This is a genomic window from Mycoplasma sp. 3392 (genome assembly GCF_053851755.1).
In genome coordinates this window covers 22,566-44,771 of sequence record NZ_JBSQBF010000003.1, presented here as the reverse complement: position 1 = coordinate 44,771, position 22,206 = coordinate 22,566, and the positions used below count along the sequence as shown (strand labels likewise).

The 22,206-nt window shown below is 31.6% G+C and carries 23 protein-coding genes; all 23 read right to left on the bottom strand.

The features are described 5' to 3' along the window. Position 1: 1 nt before the first annotated feature. The 23 genes from deoC to ACWXVV_RS02230 all read right to left on the bottom strand — a co-directional run bounded on the left by deoC (position 2) and on the right by ACWXVV_RS02230 (position 22,206). Positions 2-646, bottom strand: a complete 645-nt coding sequence (gene deoC, locus ACWXVV_RS02340) for a deoxyribose-phosphate aldolase (RefSeq protein ID WP_438341686.1) — start codon at positions 644-646, stop codon at positions 2-4. Positions 647-653: 7 nt separating this feature from the next. Then, on the bottom strand, positions 654-1,943 hold the full coding sequence (locus tag ACWXVV_RS02335) for a thymidine phosphorylase (RefSeq protein WP_438341685.1): 1,290 nt from the start codon (positions 1,941-1,943) through the stop codon (positions 654-656). Positions 1,944-1,951: 8 nt separating this feature from the next. After that, positions 1,952-2,698 carry a purine-nucleoside phosphorylase gene (gene deoD, locus ACWXVV_RS02330; RefSeq protein ID WP_455967998.1) on the bottom strand — a complete coding sequence of 249 codons (747 nt, stop codon included), beginning with the start codon at positions 2,696-2,698 and terminating at the stop codon, positions 1,952-1,954. Positions 2,699-2,744: 46 nt separating this feature from the next. After that, positions 2,745-3,482, bottom strand: a complete 738-nt coding sequence (locus tag ACWXVV_RS02325; RefSeq protein ID WP_438341683.1) for a DNA-processing protein DprA — start codon at positions 3,480-3,482, stop codon at positions 2,745-2,747. A 174-nt stretch (positions 3,483-3,656) separates the two neighbouring features. Next, the gene (locus ACWXVV_RS02320; protein WP_438341682.1) at positions 3,657-4,031 is read right to left on the bottom strand and encodes a hypothetical protein; all 375 of its coding nucleotides are present in this window, start codon (positions 4,029-4,031) and stop codon (positions 3,657-3,659) included. Beyond that, complete coding sequence (gene atpD, locus ACWXVV_RS02315; protein ID WP_438341681.1) at positions 4,021-5,439, bottom strand: F0F1 ATP synthase subunit beta; 1,419 nt, start codon at positions 5,437-5,439, stop codon at positions 4,021-4,023. Before atpD ends, ACWXVV_RS02320 begins: the two co-directional genes overlap by 11 nt. A gap of 12 nt (positions 5,440-5,451) precedes the next feature. Beyond that, positions 5,452-6,306, bottom strand: a complete 855-nt coding sequence (gene atpG / locus ACWXVV_RS02310; protein ID WP_438341680.1) for an ATP synthase F1 subunit gamma — start codon at positions 6,304-6,306, stop codon at positions 5,452-5,454. Beyond that, the gene (gene atpA / locus ACWXVV_RS02305) at positions 6,306-7,868 is read right to left on the bottom strand and encodes a F0F1 ATP synthase subunit alpha (RefSeq protein WP_438341679.1); all 1,563 of its coding nucleotides are present in this window, start codon (positions 7,866-7,868) and stop codon (positions 6,306-6,308) included. Before atpA ends, atpG begins: the two co-directional genes overlap by 1 nt. Before the next feature lie 12 nt (positions 7,869-7,880). Further along, positions 7,881-8,414: a F0F1 ATP synthase subunit delta gene (locus ACWXVV_RS02300; RefSeq protein ID WP_455984673.1), complete on the bottom strand. Its 534-nt coding sequence runs from the start codon at positions 8,412-8,414 to the stop codon at positions 7,881-7,883. Next, positions 8,404-8,937, bottom strand: a complete 534-nt coding sequence (locus ACWXVV_RS02295) for a F0F1 ATP synthase subunit B family protein (protein WP_455968004.1) — start codon at positions 8,935-8,937, stop codon at positions 8,404-8,406. Before ACWXVV_RS02295 ends, ACWXVV_RS02300 begins: the two co-directional genes overlap by 11 nt. A gap of 28 nt (positions 8,938-8,965) precedes the next feature. Further along, a complete protein-coding gene (atpE, locus tag ACWXVV_RS02290) occupies positions 8,966-9,265 on the bottom strand; it encodes an ATP synthase F0 subunit C (RefSeq protein WP_438341676.1) in 300 nt (99 codons plus the stop codon). Positions 9,266-9,276: 11 nt separating this feature from the next. Further along, the gene (locus ACWXVV_RS02285) at positions 9,277-10,068 is read right to left on the bottom strand and encodes a F0F1 ATP synthase subunit A (RefSeq protein WP_438341675.1); all 792 of its coding nucleotides are present in this window, start codon (positions 10,066-10,068) and stop codon (positions 9,277-9,279) included. Next, positions 10,052-10,510 (bottom strand): hypothetical protein, encoded by a 459-nt coding sequence (locus ACWXVV_RS02280; RefSeq protein ID WP_455984672.1) that lies wholly within the window; start codon positions 10,508-10,510, stop codon positions 10,052-10,054. Before ACWXVV_RS02280 ends, ACWXVV_RS02285 begins: the two co-directional genes overlap by 17 nt. A gap of 108 nt (positions 10,511-10,618) precedes the next feature. Beyond that, positions 10,619-15,463: a hypothetical protein gene (locus tag ACWXVV_RS02275; protein ID WP_456012475.1), complete on the bottom strand. Its 4,845-nt coding sequence runs from the start codon at positions 15,461-15,463 to the stop codon at positions 10,619-10,621. Positions 15,464-15,817: 354 nt separating this feature from the next. Beyond that, positions 15,818-16,078, bottom strand: a complete 261-nt coding sequence (rpmA, locus tag ACWXVV_RS02270) for a 50S ribosomal protein L27 (RefSeq protein WP_438341672.1) — start codon at positions 16,076-16,078, stop codon at positions 15,818-15,820. A gap of 7 nt (positions 16,079-16,085) precedes the next feature. Continuing rightward, positions 16,086-16,385, bottom strand: coding sequence for a 50S ribosomal protein L21 (rplU, locus tag ACWXVV_RS02265; RefSeq protein ID WP_438341671.1), 300 nt, complete (start codon positions 16,383-16,385; stop codon positions 16,086-16,088). 121 nt (positions 16,386-16,506) lie between these two features. After that, complete coding sequence (locus tag ACWXVV_RS02260; protein WP_438341670.1) at positions 16,507-17,598, bottom strand: nicotinate-nucleotide adenylyltransferase; 1,092 nt, start codon at positions 17,596-17,598, stop codon at positions 16,507-16,509. A 148-nt stretch (positions 17,599-17,746) separates the two neighbouring features. Further along, positions 17,747-19,009, bottom strand: a complete 1,263-nt coding sequence (locus ACWXVV_RS02255) for a Y-family DNA polymerase (RefSeq protein ID WP_438341669.1) — start codon at positions 19,007-19,009, stop codon at positions 17,747-17,749. Further along, complete coding sequence (locus ACWXVV_RS02250) at positions 19,002-19,430, bottom strand: iron-sulfur cluster assembly scaffold protein (RefSeq protein WP_455984669.1); 429 nt, start codon at positions 19,428-19,430, stop codon at positions 19,002-19,004. Before ACWXVV_RS02250 ends, ACWXVV_RS02255 begins: the two co-directional genes overlap by 8 nt. Beyond that, on the bottom strand, positions 19,417-20,574 hold the full coding sequence (locus ACWXVV_RS02245) for an aminotransferase class V-fold PLP-dependent enzyme (RefSeq protein WP_438341667.1): 1,158 nt from the start codon (positions 20,572-20,574) through the stop codon (positions 19,417-19,419). The genes ACWXVV_RS02250 and ACWXVV_RS02245 overlap by 14 nt, the downstream gene beginning before the upstream one ends. Positions 20,575-20,577: 3 nt before the next feature. Continuing rightward, positions 20,578-21,315 carry a TlyA family RNA methyltransferase gene (locus ACWXVV_RS02240; protein ID WP_455968015.1) on the bottom strand — a complete coding sequence of 246 codons (738 nt, stop codon included), beginning with the start codon at positions 21,313-21,315 and terminating at the stop codon, positions 20,578-20,580. Continuing rightward, positions 21,303-21,794, bottom strand: coding sequence for a hypothetical protein (locus ACWXVV_RS02235; protein WP_438341665.1), 492 nt, complete (start codon positions 21,792-21,794; stop codon positions 21,303-21,305). Before ACWXVV_RS02235 ends, ACWXVV_RS02240 begins: the two co-directional genes overlap by 13 nt. Then, positions 21,781-22,206 (bottom strand): transcription antitermination factor NusB, encoded by a 426-nt coding sequence (locus ACWXVV_RS02230; RefSeq protein ID WP_438341664.1) that lies wholly within the window; start codon positions 22,204-22,206, stop codon positions 21,781-21,783. Before ACWXVV_RS02230 ends, ACWXVV_RS02235 begins: the two co-directional genes overlap by 14 nt.

Sequence of the window (22,206 nt, the reverse complement as noted above, 5' to 3'; positions counted from 1 at the left end):
ATTAGTCCTTTTTGAAGATTTCAACTGATTTTGACATACCGAATCTTGTTGCACCCAACTGGTACATTTTTTCCATATCTTCTCAAGTTTTAATTCCACCGGCTGCTTTAATTTCAATTTTGTCACCTACAACATCTTTCATAATTTCGATGTCTTCAAAACTTGCTCCACGGTATGAAAATCCAGTTGATGTTTTGACAAAATCCGCTCCTGAAGCTAAAACTATTTCAGTTGCTTTTCTTATTTCTTCGTTAGTTAATAAAGCAGTCTCAATGATTACTTTTAGAATTTTGTCTTTACATTCTTTTTTAATTTCTTTGATTTCATTTAAAACAAAATCGTATTGTCCTTGTTTGAAACGACCAATATTAATTACCATATCGATTTCATCGGCTCCGTGTGCCAAAGCTAATTTTGTTTCATGAACTTTAGCCTGTGTTACCATAGCTCCTAATGGAAAACCTACTACTGTACAAACTATAGTATTTGAATTGGCTAATTTTTCTTTGGCATGTTTAATTCAAGTTGGATTTATACACACACTTTTGAAATCGTATTGGATTGCTTCATTGATTAATTTATCAATTTCTTTTTGAGTAGCTTCTGGTTTTAGTAAGGTGTGATCCACCATTCTGTTGTATTGCATTTTGCTCCTAACGCATCTTTTTAAAAATAATTGGATTATCAATAGGTTTTTGATTGAATTTGTATGATTTTTCTATTTCTTCAATAACCTCATTATTAATTGGTTTTGATGAATAAAAAGTAAACAATGTTTCACCTTTTTTAACATACTCATTTGTCACTTTGTTTAAATAAATTCCTGCTTCGAAATCTAGCATATCTTCTTTTGTTTGTCTTCCTGCACCTAGTTTCATTGCTGCTAGACCAAAATCAAGAGCACTAGTAATTTCTAAATAACCTTCGTTTTCACTCTTTAATTCATAAGTATATTGTGGCTTAAATCAATCTTTTGATTCAAGAACTTCAGTGTTTCCACCTTGGTTTTTAATTCAAGCTAGAAACATTTTATAAGCAGTACCATTTTCAAGATATTGCTTAATTAGATCGTATGCTTGTTTTTCTGAACTAACTTTTTTAGTTTCTAATAAAAATGCTGATGCTGAAGAATAAATTAGTTGCTTGAAATCTTCAGGACCATGCCCTTTTAATGTTTCAATTGCTTCCAAAACTTCAATTTTATTACCAATAGCACGACCTAAAGGTTGTTGCATATTGGTTATTTCAACCATTACTTTTTTACCTAAATTTTTTCCAATATCAATCATTTGTTGACCCAATTCAGTAGCCTGCTCAATATTTTTCATAAAAGCCCCTGAACCACATTTGACGTCTAACAAAATAACATTTGAACCAGTTGCTAGTTTTTTAGACATGATACTTGAAGCAATTAAAGGTATTGATTGTACTGTTCCGGTAACATCTCTTAAAGCATAGATTTTCTTATCAGCTGGAACCAGTTTTTCGTCTTGTCCTACTAAAGCAATGTTTAATTCTTCAACTGCCTGTTTGAATTCTTGGTCGCTTAAACTTACTTTAAAACCTTCGATAGATTCCAATTTATCAATAGTTCCACCAGTTTGTGCAAGTCCACGTCCTGACATCTTTGCTACTTTTAATCCTAAACTAGCTAAAAGAGGCATCAACACTAGGCTTGTTTTGTCACCGACACCACCTGTTGAATGTTTATCAACAATATCAGTGTTTAGATATGATCAATCTAGAACTTTTCCAGAATTCATCATAGCTTCGGTCATATAGGCAGTTTCTTTATCGGTCATCGAGTTCAAACGAATAGCCATTAAGAAAGCTGACATTTGATAATCAGGAATTAAATTTTGAGTATAAGAATTTATTATTCAGTTAATTTCTTCTTTAGTTAAAGTAATTTTGTTTACTTTTTTATCAATTAAGTCTACCATTCGCATAATTAACCTGCCAATGATAATGCTAATTCCATCATTTTGTTGAATGCTTTTTCACGCTCTTCTGATGATGTATATTGGTGAGTTACAAGATTATCACTAATTGTTAAAATACATGCTGCTTTTTTGTTTAGTTTTTCAGCTACAGTGAATAGTCCATAACTTTCCATTTCAACACACACAGCACCTTGTGAATTTTTAATTCTTGTATCAACTGCTACATCTGTGTAAAAAGCATCTTCTGAATAAACGTGTTCTAAACGAACTGGAATGTTTAATTGTTTAGCATTTTTTAAAATTTGATTATTTAATTCTTCTGAAGGATAAACAATATTTTCTTCAGTTCCTAAAAAAGCTTTTCTGAATGAAGTGTTTTCTCCAAAACAGCTTTTTGTTAAAACAATATCATATAGAGCTAAATCTTCAACGAAGGCTCCACTTGAACCAATTCTAACAATTGATTCTACATCATAAAAGTTAAATAATTCATATGCGTAAATCCCGATTGAAGGGATACCCATACCTGAGGCACAGACACTAACTTCATGTCCGTGGTATTTACCTGTATACATTAAAACATTTCTAACATTTGATACTAAACGAGGATTTTCTAAGTATTTTTCAGCAATGAATTTTGCTCTTAGAGGATCTCCTGGCATCAAAACTAGTTTAGCAATGTCGCCTTTTTTGGCATTAATGTGTGGTGTCATTTTGTCTCCTAATAGTTGTAAATTTCAGGTATTTTCTACCATATTAATTTTATCACAAAGACACAATCGGCTTGGTGGTATGACAAGGCTAAATTTCAAAAGAGGTAATCATTTTTGCTCCTTCATTTATAAGTTCGTTATTGTTGTTTTTTTCATCGTTTTCAGTGCTTGGAAATGCATATACATCTTTATTTCTATCAATGAAATGGTCGATCAATTTATCAATATTTTTATCCTCTTTTAAAGAAGAAAAAATAACTAACTTACTTGCTAACGAAGAACATAATCGCTTGGTTGCTTCAAAATGTTTCTTTTCCAATTTCTTAACTGGTTTATATAATTCACTGATAATCACCAAATTGTCATTTATAGCTGATATTTTTAGTTTATCTAGTGTACTTTGAGTATCGAGTGTTGAAATTAAAATTACTGGTTTGTTTGCATCATAAAATTTTCAAAATATGTAGCGTTCTACTTCATTATGAACTGTGGTCACTAGGCTACAATCAATATTTTTTAATTTTTCAAACACCATATCAATCAAGGCTTCTATCTTAGTGTCTAAATATGCTCCTGTAAATGCTAATTTGTTCTTATTATGTAAATTTTGTATTTTGCCTTGATAAAACAGAGTAAAAGGCGGTTTAGCTAAACGTAAAAATTCATCGGGATAATTTCTATTAAAAAGTGATAAGCAATTGCTAAATTTATCTTCAATATTTTCTAGTTCTTCATCTTTAATAGGTTCTTGTTGTTCTAAAGCATGGTAAATTTTGTCTCAATCACCATTGTATTTAATTGAAAAATATTTTACAATTTCATTCATTTTGTCTCTCCTACCTATTAAAGTAAAAAAAACCGATCATTTTTGAAACAAAATTTGATATTTTTGTTGTCTTTGCTGAAGCTAAAAAAATAGCAAAAAAGTCGCAAACCAAAGTTGCGACTTTACTTTATTATAATCAAAATTTAAGTATATGTTGTGCCTTGATAATTACTATTATCTTGAATTGTTCAAGGCTTTTTTGATATTGATTTCTTCGATAAAAGAGTATTTTTTTGAGTCTTTGTCTTCAGTATAAGTAGTTTTTAAGTTTAAAGGTTCTGTTGAAATGTTATTTACAATGATGTCAATTCTATCAGCACGTGAGTGCACGATACCTTTATTAACATAAAAAACTTTTCTTTCTGAAGCATCAATTCCTGAACCACCAACAAATAATTGACTGGTTACAATAGCTGCGGTAAATTCTAAACAATTTGCTTGTAAACCAATGTATCCTTCAGTTGTTTTTAGAGTAACAATATCTGTTTTAGTTTCTAAAAAACTTCCATAAGGAGTGGTTATTGTGACTGAAATTAAACTACTTGCCATTTGCTAGTTTTTGTGCTTTTTGCACTACTTCTTCAATTGTTCCAACATACAAGAAAGCTTCTTCAGGTAAGTCATCGTATTTACCTGCCAAGATTTCTCCGAATGAACGAACTGTATCTTTTAATTTAATGTATTTACCTTGGTAACCTGAGAATTTTTCAGCAACGAAGAATGGTTGTGATAAAAAGTTCCGAATACGACGAGCACGAGCAACAACTTTTTTATCTTCTTCACTCAATTCGTCCATTCCCAAAATTGCAATAATGTCTTGTAGTTCTTTGAATCTTTGTAAAATATTTTGAACTCCACGAGCAACATTGTAGTGTTCTGTTCCAATTACTTGTGGATCTAGTAGACGTGATCCTGAAGCAAGTGGGTCAATAGCAGGATAAATTCCTAAAGCTGCAATGTTACGGTCAAGAACTGTTTTAGCATCAAGGTGAGTAAAGGTTGTAGCAGGAGCAGGGTCAGTTAAGTCATCGGCTGGCACATAAACAGCTTGAACCGAAGTAATTGATCCTTGTTTGGTTGAAGTAATTCTTTCTTGCAATGAACCCATTTCAGTTGCTAGTGTTGGTTGATATCCAACGGCTGAAGGCATACGCCCTAACAGAGCACTAACTTCACTACCAGCTTGAGTGAAACGGAAGATGTTGTCAATGAATAAAAGCACATCTTGATTTTCACGATCACGGAAGTGTTCGGCCATTGTTAGAGCTGTAAAAGCAACTCTCATCCGAGCTCCAGGAGGCTCGTTCATTTGTCCGAATACTAAAGCAGTTTTATCTAAAACTCCACTTGCTTCCATTTCGTGGTAAAGGTCATTTCCTTCACGTGTTCTTTCTCCTACTCCGGCGAAAACACTTATTCCCCCGTGTTGAGTAGCGATGTTATTAATTAATTCTTGAATTAGAACGGTTTTACCAACTCCAGCTCCACCAAAAAGACCAATTTTCCCTCCTTTAACATAAGGCATTAATAGATCGACAACTTTAATTCCTGTTTCTAGAATTTCAATTGTTGATTTTTGGTCTTCAAAAGCAGGTGCAGGGCGGTAAATAGGTTCATATTTAACATTGCTATAGTCGAAATTTTTGCCATCAATAGCATCCCCTAAAACGTTAAACATTCTTGAAAGCACTTGTGCTCCAACTGGTACACTAATTGGCGCTCCAGTGTCAATAACTTCTAGTCCACGGCGCAAACCGAATGTTAAGTCCATTGAAATTGTCCGTACTGTGTCATTTCCAATTTGTTGTGCTACTTCGAAAACATACTTTTTATTTTCAAAATTTAGCACTAAAGCATTGTTGATAAAAGGAACGTGTCCTTCACTAAATTGAACGTCGACAACAGGTCCTAAAATTTGAACAATTTTTCCAACGTTTGTTTTTTTATTTTCTGACATATAACTCCTTTCTTAAGAATTTGAACCACTGATGATTTCAGTGATTTCTTGAGTAATTTTTGCTTGTCTTGAACGGTTGTAATTTAATTGCAATTCGCCAATTAATTCATTTGCATTATCAGTTGCATTTTCCATCGCAGTTCTTCTTGCACTAGTTTCACTTAATTTTGCATGTGCTAAAGCCAAATAAATACTTGCTTCAAAATAGATAATGAATGAAGAAGCCAAAATCTTAGTTGCACTTGGTTCATAAATTGATAAATCGGTGCGATTAATTTCTTGTGTTCTTCCAGTGTGCTGCAATGGAAAAATTTGTTTAATTTTCGGTTCAGTAGTGATTGAGTTAATGTACTGAGTGTAAATGATATTTACCTCTGAAATGTGAACTTTTTGAATCACATCGTAGATTTTTTGACTAATGATTTGTGTCAAAGAATAGTCTAAACTATCTCCAACGTGAATAAATGACTGAATAACTTGATCACCATATTTTTCGTTTAAAAAGTTAAGAATTTTACTTCCTAAAACAATAAATAATGGTTTTTCATCGTTTAAATCACGAATCATTTTGTATAAATTAGCATTGTATGCACCACAAAGACCTAAATCAGAACCAATTACTATATAAAGTTTTTGTGGTTTTGTGTCTTTAGGAGATTGTGAGTTAAGGATTTTATTAATATCCTCAGCATGTAAGAGAATGTTGTCAAAAACAGCCATTACCCGATCATAGTAAACATTTATTTTATTGAAATCGGTTTTGATTTTGGCAATTTTGGCAGTGGCCACTAATTCCATTGCTTTAGTAATTTTCTTAGTGGTTGTTACTGATTCAATTCTGTGTTTGATTCCTAATAAATCAGCCATTATGCAGGAATAGCGTTGTATTGACTACTATCGTAGTTAGGAATAGTCTTTAAGAATGTATTAAGAATAAAATCAGTTAATAATTCTTTTAGATTTGCTACTAATTCATTATCAAATTGTTTGTCTTGTTGTAATTTCATTTTTAGTGACATTGCTTTTTTGTCTTGCTTGAAAAATGATAGTACTTCATTTTTAAATAAAGCAATATACTCAACTGGAATAGGGTTAGTTAAACGATATTTGATACAAAATAGCAATAATGCTTGGTCATATTGGTCTAAAGGTGAGTATTGTGCTTGTTTTAGAAATTCGTAAACTTTAGCTCCATGTTCTAAGATCATACGAGTATTTTCATCAAGATCTGAACCAAATTGAGCAAATGCTTGCATTTCGTTGTATTGTGCTAATTCAAGTTTTAGTGAACCTGAAACTTGTTTAATAGCTTTAATTTGTGCACTACCCCCTACCCGACTAACACTAAATCCAACGTCAACAGCTGGTCTTTGTCCTGAATTGAACAAACTTTCTTTAGTAAAAATTTGTCCGTCAGTGATTGAAATTACGTTAGTTGGAATATAAGCTGAAATATCTCCCGCTTGAGTCTCAACAATTGGTAAGGCAGTACATGAACCACCACCATTTTCTTTGTTTAAACGTGCACTACGCTCTAAAAGTTGTGAGTGTAGATAGAAAACATCTCCAGGGTATGCTTCACGTCCAGGAGGACGACGCAATAACAATGATAGTGTCCGGTAAGCAACAGCGTGTTTTGATAAGTCATCATAAATAATTAAAACTTCTTTACCGTGTTCCATTCACTCTTCAGCAATAGTGATTCCAGTGTATGGAGCAATATATTGCAATGGTGAAGCTTCACTAGCTCCAGCATTAATGATTGTTGTGTAACTTAAAGCATCATTAGCTTTTAAAGTTTCTACAATTTGGCTAACAGTTGAATTTTTTTGTCCGATTGCAACATAAATACATAAAACATTTTTACCTTTTTGGTTCAATATTGTATCAATAGCAATGGCGGTTTTTCCTGTTTGACGGTCACCGATGATTAGTTCACGTTGTCCTTTTCCAATTGGAACTAAGGCATCAATGGCTAGGATTCCAGTTTCTAGTGGTTGATTAACTTCTTCACGAGTCATAATACCAGGAGCAACTTTGAAAATTTCTGAATAATAAGAAGCAGAAATTGGGCCTTTTCCATCGATTGGGTTAGCAAGAGCATCCACTACACGCCCTAAAAGTCCATCTCCAACTGGAGTTGAAATAACTTTATTAGTTCTTTTAACTTCGCTTCCTTCAGTAATTTTTTCATCATTTCCTAAGATAACAACTCCGGCTAGTTCTTCTTCTAAGTTTAGAACCATTCCATAAACATCATTTTCAAAGGCAATTAGTTCTCCTAGTTTAGCGTTATCTAAACCACTAATAAGAGCAATACCATCTCCAACGGTAACAACCTCACCAATTTCAGCTGTTTCAATTTGCTTTGCAAAATTTTTGACTTGATTTTTAATAATTGCACTTAAGCTTGTTGGTTTTAAAGCCATGGTTACCTCCTTTTAATTTAAAATAGTTTGCTTCATTTTTTTCAACTGAGCCAGGATTGAATTGTCAACAACATTATCCCCGATAACGATTTTGATACCACCAATAAGATTTGGCTCAAGTTTATTAACGAGAATGATGTTTTTGTTAAATTTGGTTGTCATTTTTTGTTCAAAATCTTTTATTTCTTGTTCACTTAATTTGATTGTTGAATAAATAATTCCTTGTTCGATATTTTTCTTTTCGTAATACATTTGTTGGAATTTAGCAAAAATGTCACATGTTAAACCGATTGTACGATTACGCACTAAGACTTTCAAAAAATCAATTAAGATTGGTTGTCCATTGTGCATAATGTCATCAATTAATTTGAATTTTTGCTCATCTTCAAGTGAATAAGATTTTAAAATTTTTAAAATTTCTTTATTTTCGTTAATTGCTATATCAATAGCTTGAAAATCATTGAAGATATTTTCAAGATTATTATCCTCATCTGCTAGTTCATAAATGGCCAATGCATAGTTAGCAATTTGTTCACTATAGTTCATTGTTTGCCTCTTCTAGCAATTGTTGGATCATTTTCTTGTTTTCTTCATCTTTGATTTCTCTTCCTAAAATTTTCTGGCTGATTTCGATTGCATTTTCAACAATAATTTTCTTTTGTTGACTTTCAAAATCTCTTCAGCTTTTAGTGATTGAATTGTTAGCTTGTTCGATGATTGAGTGTGCCTTGTTTTTTGCTTCTTCAGTTTTGTCATCTATGATTTTTTCACTGTCGATTTTGGCATCATTAATCATTTTGTCAATTCTTTTGTATGTGTCTAAAAGCGATTCATTTGCTTCATTTTTAATTTTTAAAGCATCTTCTTTAGCTTTTACAGCGTCATCAATGTTTTGTTGAATATAGTTTTGTCTTCTTTTTAGCATTTTTTTAGCAGGACGATATGCTAATAAAACTAGAATTGTGACTGCTAAAAGAAAGAATGTTAAAGTAAAAAGAAAATAAGGTCATGAGAAAGAAAAAGTTTCGAAAATATCTCTTAGTTTTTGTGAAACTGTTTCTTCTTTCATAACTACTAAAGCTGTGTTTTGCATAAAATTAAACGAAAATTAGTAAGAATGAGATAACTAAACAGTAAATAGCTGAAGTTTCAACGAATGATAGACCGATAAGCATTAAGCTGGTTAGTTTTGATCTTGCTTCTGGGTTTCTTCCGATTGCTTCAACAGTTTTACCAACTAAATAACCTTGTCCCATTCCGGCTCCACCAGCACCGACCATTGCGATACCAGCACCAACTAAAGCTAGACCATAAGCTAGACCTGCTGCTTCGCTAGCAGTTCCATTGTCTTTGATTTGTGAAATGTTAAATAAATTTGTAACTAATTCTGTATTCATAAAATTCTCCTTTATGCGGTTTGATTAACAACCATTGTTTCCATTTGTTGGTTGATTTTTTTTCGTTTTTCTTTTTTCACTTCTTCACCCACGGCTGTCGCTCAATAACTCATTGTCAGAACCGTGAAGACAAATGCTTGAAGAAGCGAGTCAAACATGTCAAAATACAAACTTGCAAATGGCATGATAATTAATGCTATAACGTTAAATGTCAAAGCTGATTCATTATTTCCTACAACAAAACGTCATAAGTAAGTAAATAAACCATGCAATAAAAGCATTAATAAAACACCACCAGTGATGTTTCCGAACATACGGAAACTAAGTGAAAGAATAGGTGAAAAAATACCTGGTCAACTGATTGGATTTAATCATTCTTTAAAATATCTTATTTTTTGGCAACTTATACCAATAACAAAAGTCATAATTCAAGTAACGGAAGTGATTGCCAAGACGAAAGTAAGTGATGTTCCGACTGGTGCGAGTCCGGCGACTCCGACTAGGTTACCTAAGGCTAAAAAGATGAATAAACCAAAGAAATATGGCGAAAACTTATTTAGTTTTGAATCTGTCATATTGTCAGTTAAATCTTCAATAAAATAAATGTAACTTTCAACTACAACAACAATTTTCGAAGGTACTTCGTTTTCTTTTGTTTTACGAATCATGAAGTAAAGTGTTATGCTTGCTAAAACAATCATGATGAAAACAACGGCTAAACTAAATAATTGGTTTAAAGATAATACTTTTGGTCCTCATGCTTGAGGATTAGATAGTCGCCCATGATTAAAAATCTTGTCCATTTATCTCCTTTCTCTTATTTTTTTTACTGATAGTAAATGCAAGGCAAAACGAAAGTGGTAAAACGGTGATTGCAAGGCAATAAAAAACAATATTGATTGGATATAAACCACCATGTAAATGGCTAAAACCGATTTTGTTTGTGACATAACGATTAAACAAAAAAAGTCCAAGCAAGATACAGGCTGTCAAGATAATACTGACATAAACCATTCCGATTGCTTGTAATTTACTATATTTTTTATTTGCAAACTTGTTATAGATTCAATAATCCACAACTAATATTGCTAAAGAATTTGTTAGTCCTACCAAATAACCCCACAAATATGTATAGGTTTGAGTCTTAACAAAGGCTAAAACCAATAGACTAACAAGCAAAAAGCTGTGAAATAAAAATAAAATTCTTCCTAAGTAATTTAAAAATCTTTTATCAAAATATTTCATAACTTGTCTCATTTTGGGTTAATTGAATTATAGCACCATTAATTGAGAAATGAAAATGCAAAATTAAAAAAACATGCCGGTTTATTGGCATGTTTTCATTAATGAAAATTAGTTTTGTACGCTTTCTTCGCTTGGGTTAGATTGTGAAGCATCTTGGTTGATTTGTGGAACTTGTTTTCCGTTCAAGAAATCATACATTTTTTCAATATTTTCTAATGAAGAAATATCAAAGTTAGCTTCAGTTTTTGATCTAGCAACAAAGTCAGCAGATAGTGCACGGTAAGCAGCAATATCTCTAATTTGTTCATCTGTTAGAGTTTGTTTTAGAGATAGGTTTACATGTCTTGTTGCATCTCCATATGCCATGAATTTATCCATGATGTCATATTTAATTTGTAACAATTTAATGTATCCTTGAGAAATCATTGAATATTTAATTCTTGTTGCAGAAGTTGCTTTTGTTCTTGCTGAATTTCCATTATCTAATAGTCAGTATTTTGTAGCATTGTAGAATTGTTGATTTGAGAAGTATTTAGCCATATCTGAAGACAATTTAGCAAAAATTCTTGATTTATCTTCTGTTGGCTTGTAGTAATTTTCAATAAATGCTGATAGAACACCTTTTTGCCCACCTTCTAGAACAACTGAGTTGTTTAAAAGTTCAACTTTGTCAGTTTTAGCTAATCAGTAATTGTATTCTGATGATTGTCCTCATGCATATAGGTTTACATACATGTCAACTACTGAGTTTAGAACACCTGTGCTAATTAGTTCTCTAACTGGATCAACATCTGCTTGTGCTTGGTATGAAGCATTTTTAACAAATTCTGGTTCTAGAGTATTTGTTACGAATGCTTTTAATGTTTCTCCATAGAAAGGAGTAAATTGCATATCTTGTTGGTATCCGTTAGTTGAATCTAGTAGTTTGTCGTCAATAATTGATTTGATTTCTTTTAGGGCTTCTGAAGCTTTAACAACGATGTTTTGGCTTGCTTTAACTTGTAGAGCAAGTAGCATATCGTCGTGTTCTTTGAATTGTTGTGATGTTGTAAATAATTGGTCATCTTTAACAATTTCATTGAATTCAGCTTGGTATTTAATTTTGATTAGTTTTGTATTTTGATCATCTGGTAATGAGTTAATCAAGTTAAATACATCATCTTTATCTGTGAAGTATTTTTCTTTAGCTTCTGCTAGAGCTGCAACTTCTTTAGCATCATCAATAGCTTTTCTTAGAACAACAATAGCATCTTGAATGTTTTTTTCATTTAATTTATCTTCAACGATTGGTTGTTCTGGTTCTGCTAATGCTTTTGCATCAGTAATAGCTTTATCTAAAATAGCAATTGCTTCAGGGTATCTTGATAATCTTGCATCAGTTTTTTTAGCTTTAACAATTTCCGTCATTACATCATCGTACATTGATTGGTAGTTAACTAGTGAGTTGTTCATTGCTTTAACTTTAGCTAGGATGTCAGCAAGTGTTTGGTCAACACCATTTTTTAATAAGTCAGTGTGGAACATGTGTTTTTGAACTTCTTGATATTTTTCAATTCCTCATGTCATAACTTTAGCTTTAACACTGTCATCTTCTGAAAGTGTGTCATTGAAGAATTTACCATCGTTAGCTGTTCATTTGTCATAAATTTTCTTCAATTCAACAAATGGAACTGCTCTTTGAGCAACGTTTCTTGTTGAGTACATTGACAATAATATTTGTTTTCATTGATCTCATGATCATGTTTTGTAAGAATTATCAGTGATGTAGCTTTCTACACGGTCCACTGATTCTTTAATTGAAATTTTTCAGTATGGAGCAAATACAAAGTCAGCAACATCTCGGTTTTCAGCATAAATTGCTTTTGTTTCAACAATTAAGTTTTGGCAATCAATTAAAGCTTTATCTTTTCTTGCTTTTTCAAATGAATCTTTAATACCTCTTAATGCAGCAGCTGATCCACCAACTAAGTCAATAACTTTGTATCTTAGACTTGGGTATGTTGAACCTTCAGGTTGAGCTTGGGTATCTGATGATTCTGTTGTCCCTTCAGTTTCGTTTGTTGTAGGAGCAACCACTGGTGCATCAATTTTGTTAGATAGAACATTTAAGAAGTCATTAATTCTTGTTTCTAATTCTTGTTTAATTGTTGAGTATCCATCAACATTTTCTGAAATACGTTTGAATAATTCTTCAGCGTCTAGGTTTTCTAGAACATATTCAGAATCCGCTGTTACAGGCTTATTAGTTTCAAGAACATTATTTTTGACAATAGTTAAGTTTGATTTGTAATCATCAGCAACATCTGATTGAACATTAATTGATTTATTTGATCAGATGTAAGCTTTGTTTACTAAAGCTTTTAGATCGTTCATTTGTGTTTGTAATTTGTGAGCAAATACAAAGATTTCTAAATCATCTCCAAGAGCAATGATTTCGTTAGCTACTTTTTCGCCCTCTTCAACTGAACGATATTTCTTCAATGTTATATTGTTGTTTTTGTTTTTTGAAGCGACTGATTTTTCATCAACGTATTGACGATATAAATCAATTCTTTCTTGTATAACTTTTTTGTCTTCATCATTGAATCTAGCTAGACTTCTTGTTGCTACAGTTTCTTTCTTAGCATAGTATTCTCTAGCTTTTGTTAGCATATAGTTATTTGCATTATCAATGAATAAAGGAATATTTTTAGCAATTGCATCATTTAATGCTTTTGCTTTTGTTTCATAATCTGCTACAGTTTCAGGATTTGCAGCTGTTTTGTTTTCATCAAAAGTATCCTTTAGATCTTTTTGAACATCATAGTTAACATTTGTGTCTGAACTTGTTGCACTTGAATATTGACCATATTTACCATTTCAAGCTTCAATTTTGCATTGTAGAACACTCAAGTCTGCTAGAGCTTTTTGTCATTTTGCTTTAGCTACTTCAATTTTAGCTTTTTCAATAGCTTCTGGAATTTCTTGAGCAGCAGGGTTAACTTGTGATTCATAACTGTCTTTTAGTTTGTCATTTTCGTCGTAAAGTTTTGATTTAGCTGAAACTAAAGCTTTCTTTAGACCATCTAATGCTGTTGGGTAATCTTTGTTTTCATCCATGAATGCATTTGCAGCTTTAACTGCTTGTGTGTATGGATATAGATTTTTAGCAACTTTAGCATCGTCTAATGCTTTTTGTAGAGCGTCAGTAGCATCTTTAATTGTGTTTGGTTTGTCAGTTGATTGTTCTACATCTTTTGAAGCTTTAATTGCTTCGTAAATTTCATTAACTCTTCCATCTAAAACAGCTTTTTTGTCTGTTAAATCTTGTGAATAGTCTGTTATAGTGTTATTATTTTTACTTTTATCTTGAGCAAGTCATTGTTCTACAACTTTTTTCAAGTCTTTGTATGCTTTTAGTTCATCTGTTGCAACAGCTTCTTTCATTCTTCAACTTAGGTAGTCGATTTGTGATTGAATTTGGTTTCTGTTAACTCTGTCAATTGTTGTATCTCTATCAACATCAGCAGGTAATCCTTTTTCTTCTCAAACTGTGTAGTTTGCTTGGTTAACAATAACTTTCGAAGCTTCTTCAGTTAGTTGAGCTTTTCTGTCTTCAACGTCTTTTCTTGTTTTTAGGAATTCTTGTAGAGTATAGTTTTTATCTACTGAATCAACTAGTTTTTGCAATTCAATAGCAGCTTTTCTAACAGCACCAAAACCTGATTGGTTTGCTTGTGCTGTTGAAACAGTAGCATCAGTTTCACTTAGTTTTGATTGTAGTTGTTGTTTGTATGAGCTTACTAATGCTCTCTTTGAATCAAGAATGTTTTCATCTGTATCAACATCGTTTAGTTTTGTTGATAATAAGTCATTTGCAGCTGTTTGAGCAACTTTATAGTCAGCTTTAACTGCATCTAATTTAGCATTATTTAGAGCAGCTACTAGTGTGTCATATTGATTTGATACTTCTTGCAATTTAGCATCTAAAGCAGTATTATCAACTAGTGTTCTTACATCACCGATTGATTCTACATAACTTGTAGCTGTTGTAACTGCTTGGCTCAATGTTTCAGCAATTTCGTCGTAACGAGGACTTTCTTTGGCGTTTTTAAATGTTTGTGCTTGAGTGTCAGCAGTTGTTGCAAGTGATGTAATAGCATCTTTTTTAGCAAGAATTTCATCTTGTTTGTCGATAATTTTTTGATCTTCTTTTGCTTTGTTGTATGCTTCACTTAATTTGTTGTATGCTTCAACAACTTTTGCGTCTTCACTTTCTTTTGCACCTTCAACAACTTTACCTTGTTCGTCTTTAACGGCTTGTAAAGTTGATTTGATGTTTTCGTATGAAGATTTATTTAAACCTTCTAAGTAACCTTTAACTTCTTTATCTAATTCTTTATAAACAACAACTTGGTATAGTTTGTTTGCTTTAGCTTTAGCTTCAGTCAAGGCAGCATATTGTTCTCTTCAAGCTGAATCTGTGTCAACCTTGTCTTTAGTTTTTCCATTTTCATCTTGATCTTGGGTTTTAGCAACTGAGTCTGTAATTGCTTTTTCAAAATCGGTTGCACTTAAGCTTTTAGCTTTTAGATTATTTAATAGTTCTTTTGATGAGTCAACCAATTTTTTGTATTCTTGAACCATTGCACTTGCTTCGCTTGTTTTTTGAGCAATAATGGCTTTAGCTTTTTCAATTGCAGCTTCTAACTCTTTTGTTTTTGCTACTAATTCTTCACTTGAAGCTTTGTTGCTGATTGATTTTGCGTCATCAATAGCTTTTTTAAAGTCTTTCAAGTCTTCAGCAAATGCTGAATTGTCATCGTATAACTTTTGAGCTTCAAATAACTTAGTACCTAAGTCTTTTAACTCTTGACTTGCACCACAACTTGCTGATAAAAATGCTAGCGAGATACCAACAGCTGTAGTAGAAAGAAGTCCAGTAATGACTGCGACTTTTTTACTTTTTGTCATACAAAGTCTCCTTATTTTGTATTTTGTACGTATTTGTTTTTCGAAAAACATTTCGATAATAAAACTGTTTTATTTTTTAAAAGTGTAAAACATAGTTTCAAAGTCAAATTATTAATAACATTTAAAACTCCCAAAATAATAGTAAATTGGCACAACTTTTTTGTACCTTACTTAGCAACGTTTTACTATGCAAAACTATCATTTTCTTGTTTTACGTTTCTAATTATAACCCACTTTAATAAAAAATGGTATTTTTGGACATTGAAAAATGCTGATTTCAAGCATTTTTTTAATTAATTTTTATTTTCTAAATAAAAAGTGCCACAATGGGCACTCTTAGATGGTTATTGAAAATTATTCAGCTTCTACTTCGTAAACTGAAGCATATTTACGGTTTCTTCTTGTTTCGTATTTTACAATACCATCAACAAGAGCGTATAAGGTGTCATCATTTCCTCTACCAACGTTTTTTCCTGGGAAAATTTTTGTTCCCCTTTGACGGTAGATGATTCCACCTGCTAATGTAAATTGTCCGTCTGCTAACTTAGCACCAAGTCTTCTTCCGGCCGAGTCACGACCGTTATGGGTACTTCCACCTGCTTTTGTCTTTGCCATGTTCTAATTACCCCTTGATCTCTTCAATTTTTACTCTTGTGTAAGGTTGACGGTGTCCTAATTTACGTTTGTGAGTAGATTTAGCATTGTGACGATACACAACGATTTTTTTAGCTTTTCCTTGTTTTTCAATAACTCCAGTAACACTAGCTCCTTCAACATATGGTGCTCCGATTTTTGATTCTAGAGCAACTACTTTGTCAAAAGTTACTTTGCTACCAGCTTCTCCATCGATTTTTTCGATGAAAATTGTATCTCCTGGTTTAACAATTAGTTGTTTTCCACCAGTTTCAATAATAGCGAACATAGATGTCCTCCTTATTTGATGGCTCGCCCTTAAGGTGCTATGCTTAAAACCTGTTTGGAACGGTTACAACAAGTAACGTTTTTAATTATAAATTATTTTGTTATTTTGTTACTAAAAAACTTTACAATGTAAACTTGCTATTTGTAGCATAAATTTTTTGTTGTTTTGCATCAATAAGTTGTCCTTCAGAAGTTAAGAATTCTCAAATTGAAGCAACCAAGTTTGCAAAACCTAAATCAAAGTTTTGTTCTACATCCTGACGTAATTTTTGAATGCCAGGTCATCTTCTACCTGGACCAATTTTGTCGCTGACATAAACAATTTTTTCTAAAGTTGTTGGTTTTATACTCAAAGTAGTGTGATGTTTGATTGCATGAAGAATGCTTTTGTTAGTGATTTTGTATTCATTTTTAAGAAACAAGTAGGCAGTTAATTGGTGGTATTGATAAGGATGATAATCCTTAACATTTAGTCCATATTTTTGAATCATTTGCTCGTGTTGTTCGTTAGTTCATTCTTTAGTAATATCGTGTAGCAAACCAGCATAATAAGCAGTCTTAACATCATAATTTAACTGTTTAGCAAGTTGAGCTGCATATTCTCCAGTTGAAAAGCAGTGACTATTTCTTGAAATTGAAAGAGTGTTAAGAATTAAATCGCGAGCGTATAAAAAGTTTTTCCCAATGTATGACTGAACCCTTGAATCAACAATTTTGATATTACCTTGACGATATTCAGTTGCTGCAAAATCTCATAGTGGGTTATCCAAAATCAAAACGTTATACTTTTTTGCATTAATTTTAGAAAAATTCTTAGTACGACGAAAACACACAAGTTTCACTCACTTACTGAAATCATTAACACCTTGTCACTTGTTTAAAGAACTTAAATTGTCAGAACCTAGAATGAAAAACAATTCATCTTGTGAATATTTTTGTTTAAAGTATTTCAGTGTTTCGAATGTGTATGAAGGTCCTGTTCTTTTGATTTCAAAATCACTAACTTCAAAATTATCAAAATCCTGAATAGCAATTTTAACCATGTTGTAACGGTCTTGATTAGAAGCAGAAGGTTGATTTTTTTTATCGGGATTTTGATTAGCAGGAATAAGAATAATTTTGTCTAAATTTAGTGTTTTACAAGCATGTTGAGCAATCAAAATGTGTCCTTTGTGGATGGGATCAAAAGTTCCGCCAAATAAACCTATTTTCATCTTGTTTCCTTTCTTATTTTGTGCAGTTGTAATTATTATGTGACATCAATATTTGTTTGTTAGGCAAATATATCTTTTATCATTTTACACAACTATAAAAAATTTCAAGTCTAAAAATAAAAGACTACACTTGCAAGTATAGTCACAGTTATTTTTTCAAAATTGATTGGTCAATATCAATTAAATCATTATTGTCATAGTCATTGATGCTGAATTTGATTTGGTCAGCACGAACGTTTTGCATATTTTCATGTTCTTGGCCAGTAAAAAGCGTTTTTGAGCCAAGTGAAAAATTAATTTTATCGATAATGGCTTTGCTATCATTTTCTTTTTCTTGTTCGAAAAGCGAAAAAGGTGTTTCATTGTCTTGTGAAGAAATTAAATTGTGAACTCTTAATCCTATTCCTCTTAGTGGTTCACCATCTCAATTTTCTTTTAGAAGTTTAAAACAAGCTTTAAAAATATCTTCGAGATTGTTTGTTGGTACCTTGATATTACGTTGAAAAATATTTCAACTTTTATCTTGATTACGAACTTGAACAGAAACTACGGAACATAGATAATTTCTTATTTTCAAACGATTTACAACTTTTTTAGTTAAGGACAAAAGAACATTTTTGAGATGTTCTTCATCAAAAATATCATCTTGCATAAAGGTTGTAGATTGACCTATTCCTTTTAGTTCAGTTGGTTTTGCTTCTTGTGATTGAACTGTTATCCCTTTTGCCATTTGCTGAAAGCCGTAAAAGTTAACACCCAGTATTGAACGTAATAAAGCAGTATTCTGGCAATATACAAAATCGCCTATTGTATTGATATTTACTGCTTTGAGTTTTTGTGTACTTTTTCTACCAATCATGAAAAAATCACCAATATCTAGTGAGTAAAAATTATTAGCAATGTCTTCTTTTTCAGTAAAAACTATTCCGTGTGGCTTAGCAAGATTAGTAGACATTTTTGCTAAAAATTTGTTGTAACTAATTCCTATTGAACAAGGTATGTTAAGTTGATTCCAAATTGTGTCTTGAATGATTTTGGCATATTCGATAGGAGAAGAATAATCTTGTATCACATCACTAACATCAAGATAGCACTCATCAATTGAATAAACTTCAATGTTTTTACTAAATTTTGTTGCTATTAGTTCAAAAATTCTAGCACTCACAGAACGATAATAATCTAGTCTTGGTTCCAAAACCAAAAGGTTAGGAATTTTTTGTTTGGTAACGTAGATTGGCTCACCTACTTTAGCACCTAATTTTTTAGCATCAGAACTTAAAGCAGTAGCAATTGAACGTTTAGTATTTTTAGAAATTGCAATCGGTACATTTTTTATATCTGGTCTGATTGCTCTTTCACAAGATACAAAAAAACTATCCATATCAATATGGAAGTAAATTTTATTATTCAAGGTTTAATGCCTTTTTGACTGCTCTGATAATAAGTGAAGCACACTCAACACGATTTAAGTGTTTTTTAACATTTTCAAAAACTACTAAGTTATTCAATAATTCCTTGTTTTCCGTGTGATTTTGGTTAATCATCGACTCATAGTTTTCCAAAATTTCTTTAACTTCTTCAGTACTTTTGTTTTTTATTAAATCTAAAACCAAATCAGTTGAAGAAATAAAAATAGAACAACCGCTACCACTAAATTGAGCATTTTTAATAACGTTATTTTCCACCACTAAACCAATTTCAAGATTATCAGCACACCCACTTCTTGAGTAAGCTTGTCCTTGCAAACCACTAAGTGTTTCACTTTTATTGTTTGGGGTCAAATAGTGTTGATAAATTAAATCCCTTTTTTGTTGATCACTAAATGAAGTCAAGAAAATCACCTCCATTGATTAAAGCTTCTATCAGTCTTTCAATATCTTTTTCATCATTGTAAAAGGCAAGTGAGGCTCTCACCATTGTGCCATGAAAATTAGGATCAATTTCAAGTAAATAAGCACAAAAAGTTCCACTACGAACGTAGATATCACGGTGTCCTAAGTACGAAGCAACATCTTGTGAACTAACATTTTGGATGTTAAATAAACAAATATTATCACCAGGCTTAGAATACAAAATAATATTTGGCACTTTAGTTAGTTTTTCATGCAGTTTTGTAGATAAAGAATACATTTTTTCATTCATTTTATCAAAACCAATTTCATTAATAAAATCAATAGCTTTGTTAAACTGATAAATCCCAGCAAGATTTAAGGTTCCTACTTCATATGCACTGTAGTCCATATCATAATTTGGATTACTGAACGATTTTGCAGCTCCACCACCAAATTTTTTAGGCATTACAAATGAAAAAACACGATCACTTATACATAAAACTCCAAGACCTGTTGGACCATACATTTTGTTTGCAGAAACAGCGATAAAATCACAATTTTTGATAGTTACTTTAGTGTGTGGCGCAGCTTGTGCAGCATCGTTAACCAAATACACATCATTTTTTAAACATGCTTGATAAATTGAGTCTAATTCGTATTTTTCGTTAAGATTATTTGTTTGCTGACTAAGGGCAACAATTTTAGTTTTTTTATTAATTTTTTGCATTAAATCTTGTTGTGTGGTGAAATATACAAAATTAACATTTTTGTCTTTTAAGAAATAAAAATATGGCAAAACATTGCTCGCATGATTGTATAAAGAAAGTAAAATTTCATCACCTTCATTGACTAAATCTGCTAACATCATAGCAACTTGGTTGAGTGCTTCACTTGCTCCTGAGTAAAAAATTGTCTTTTTTCAATCAGCTTCAAAAAAAGAAGCGACTTTTTGACGAGTTTGATTAACTATGTCGCTAACTTCCAATCCTAGTCTTGAGTCTTTTGTTCGAGTTGAGATCGAAAATTTAGTATAAAAATCATTACCAGCTTGACAAACTACTTCCGGTTTCAAACCTAATGCGCCATTATCTAAATAAGCAATGTCATTATTTTGCAGCATTGGAAAAAATTTCTTATAATCCATTTTTTACTCCTTTTCAAATAGTGAAATATACTCAATATTTTTCGATTTATTACCCAAAATAGGACTTTTTTGAATTGCCAGGAACTTGAAACTGCACTCTTTTGCATATTCAATTACTCGATTAATTAAAAACTCGTGATGTTGTTCTTCAACATATCCACCTTCAGAAACGTATTTTGAGCTTGCTTCGAATTGCGGTTTAATCAAAGCAACTATTTGCTTTTTCGAAGCTAAAAAATCTTTACAAACTTCAAACACGTGTTTAAGCGAAATGAAACTAACATCAGTCACAACTAAGTCAATATTTTCAGTAAATGAAGATTTAGTTAGAGTCTTAAGATTGGTCTTTTCCATATTTATGACTCGATTATCATTTTTTAATGTGTAGTGCAGCTGATCGAAACCTACGTCAACTGCATAGACTTTTTTTGCTCCGTTGAGCAATAAAATTTGCACAAAACCACCAGTACTCGACCCAATATCAACACACACAAAATCTTTAGGTATTATCTTGAATTCTTCGATAGCTTTTTTTAATTTATATGCTCCTCGAGAAACAAATTCTTTTTGATTAATTAAGTCCAGCTTTATATCAGGGCGGAATTTTAATGAAGGAAGAATTTCTTTGTTTCCATTAACCAAAACATTGCCAATTCGAATTTGAAAATCAGCTTCACTTAATTCTAATTCAAATTTGTTGCTAATCAATATATCTAATCGTTGTTTGGTTATTTTACTCATTTTAAAATTAACCTCACATAATAATTAAAGTCAGGAGTTACCTTTTCCAATGACATACAAAAATCATTGAACAAGTCTCTTTTTCGAGCATTTGAACTAGTTATTCCATGGATTTCAAAAATGTTGGGTACTTGATGTTTAACATCATAATAGTAAGTTGATGTTTTGAAAATGTAGTAAAGAAACTTTCCAAAAGATTTTCAATCACACGACTGAAATTTTTCATCGATTGAGTTGACATGATTAAGTAAAATAGTTAAAAACATGTTCTTTTGGAAATTACTATTCATTAATTCTATTTCTACTTCGGCCAGCTTATTAATTGAATAGTTAGTATCGAATAAAATCAAAATTTTTGAAATCAGGAAGCGCATTTGTTTGTTTCTAAATCTTTGACGATATTTTAAAATAACCTGATTTTTTACCAAAATCAAGTTTATTTTTGCAACAGTTTGTTTAATATAGTTACTTTTTATCATCTTTATTAATTTTATCCAAAATAGCGTTTACAAATTTGTAATTAACATTGTAAATCTTAGCAATGTTAATCATTGTATCTATGACAATTTTAGGATCATTTTTACGCATTTCAAAAACACCGTAAATTAAAATCGCTCTTGCTAAGGCTGGAATTCTATCTCAAGTTCAATTGTCTAAAAGATAGAATTGAATAATTTTTTGAATTGTTGGGATATTTTTTTCTAACAATTCAATAACTTTCATTTGCGAGTCACTAAATGCTGAGTTTTCAAAAATATATTCACTGTTTAGTGGTTTATTAAAAAGTTGTGACTGATAAATAAGTGTAATGAAAACCATTCTCTTTTTAATCATTAACTCATTGAAAGCGACCTTTTTCGCTATTTCATTTAATTGCTTGTCTGTTTCCAT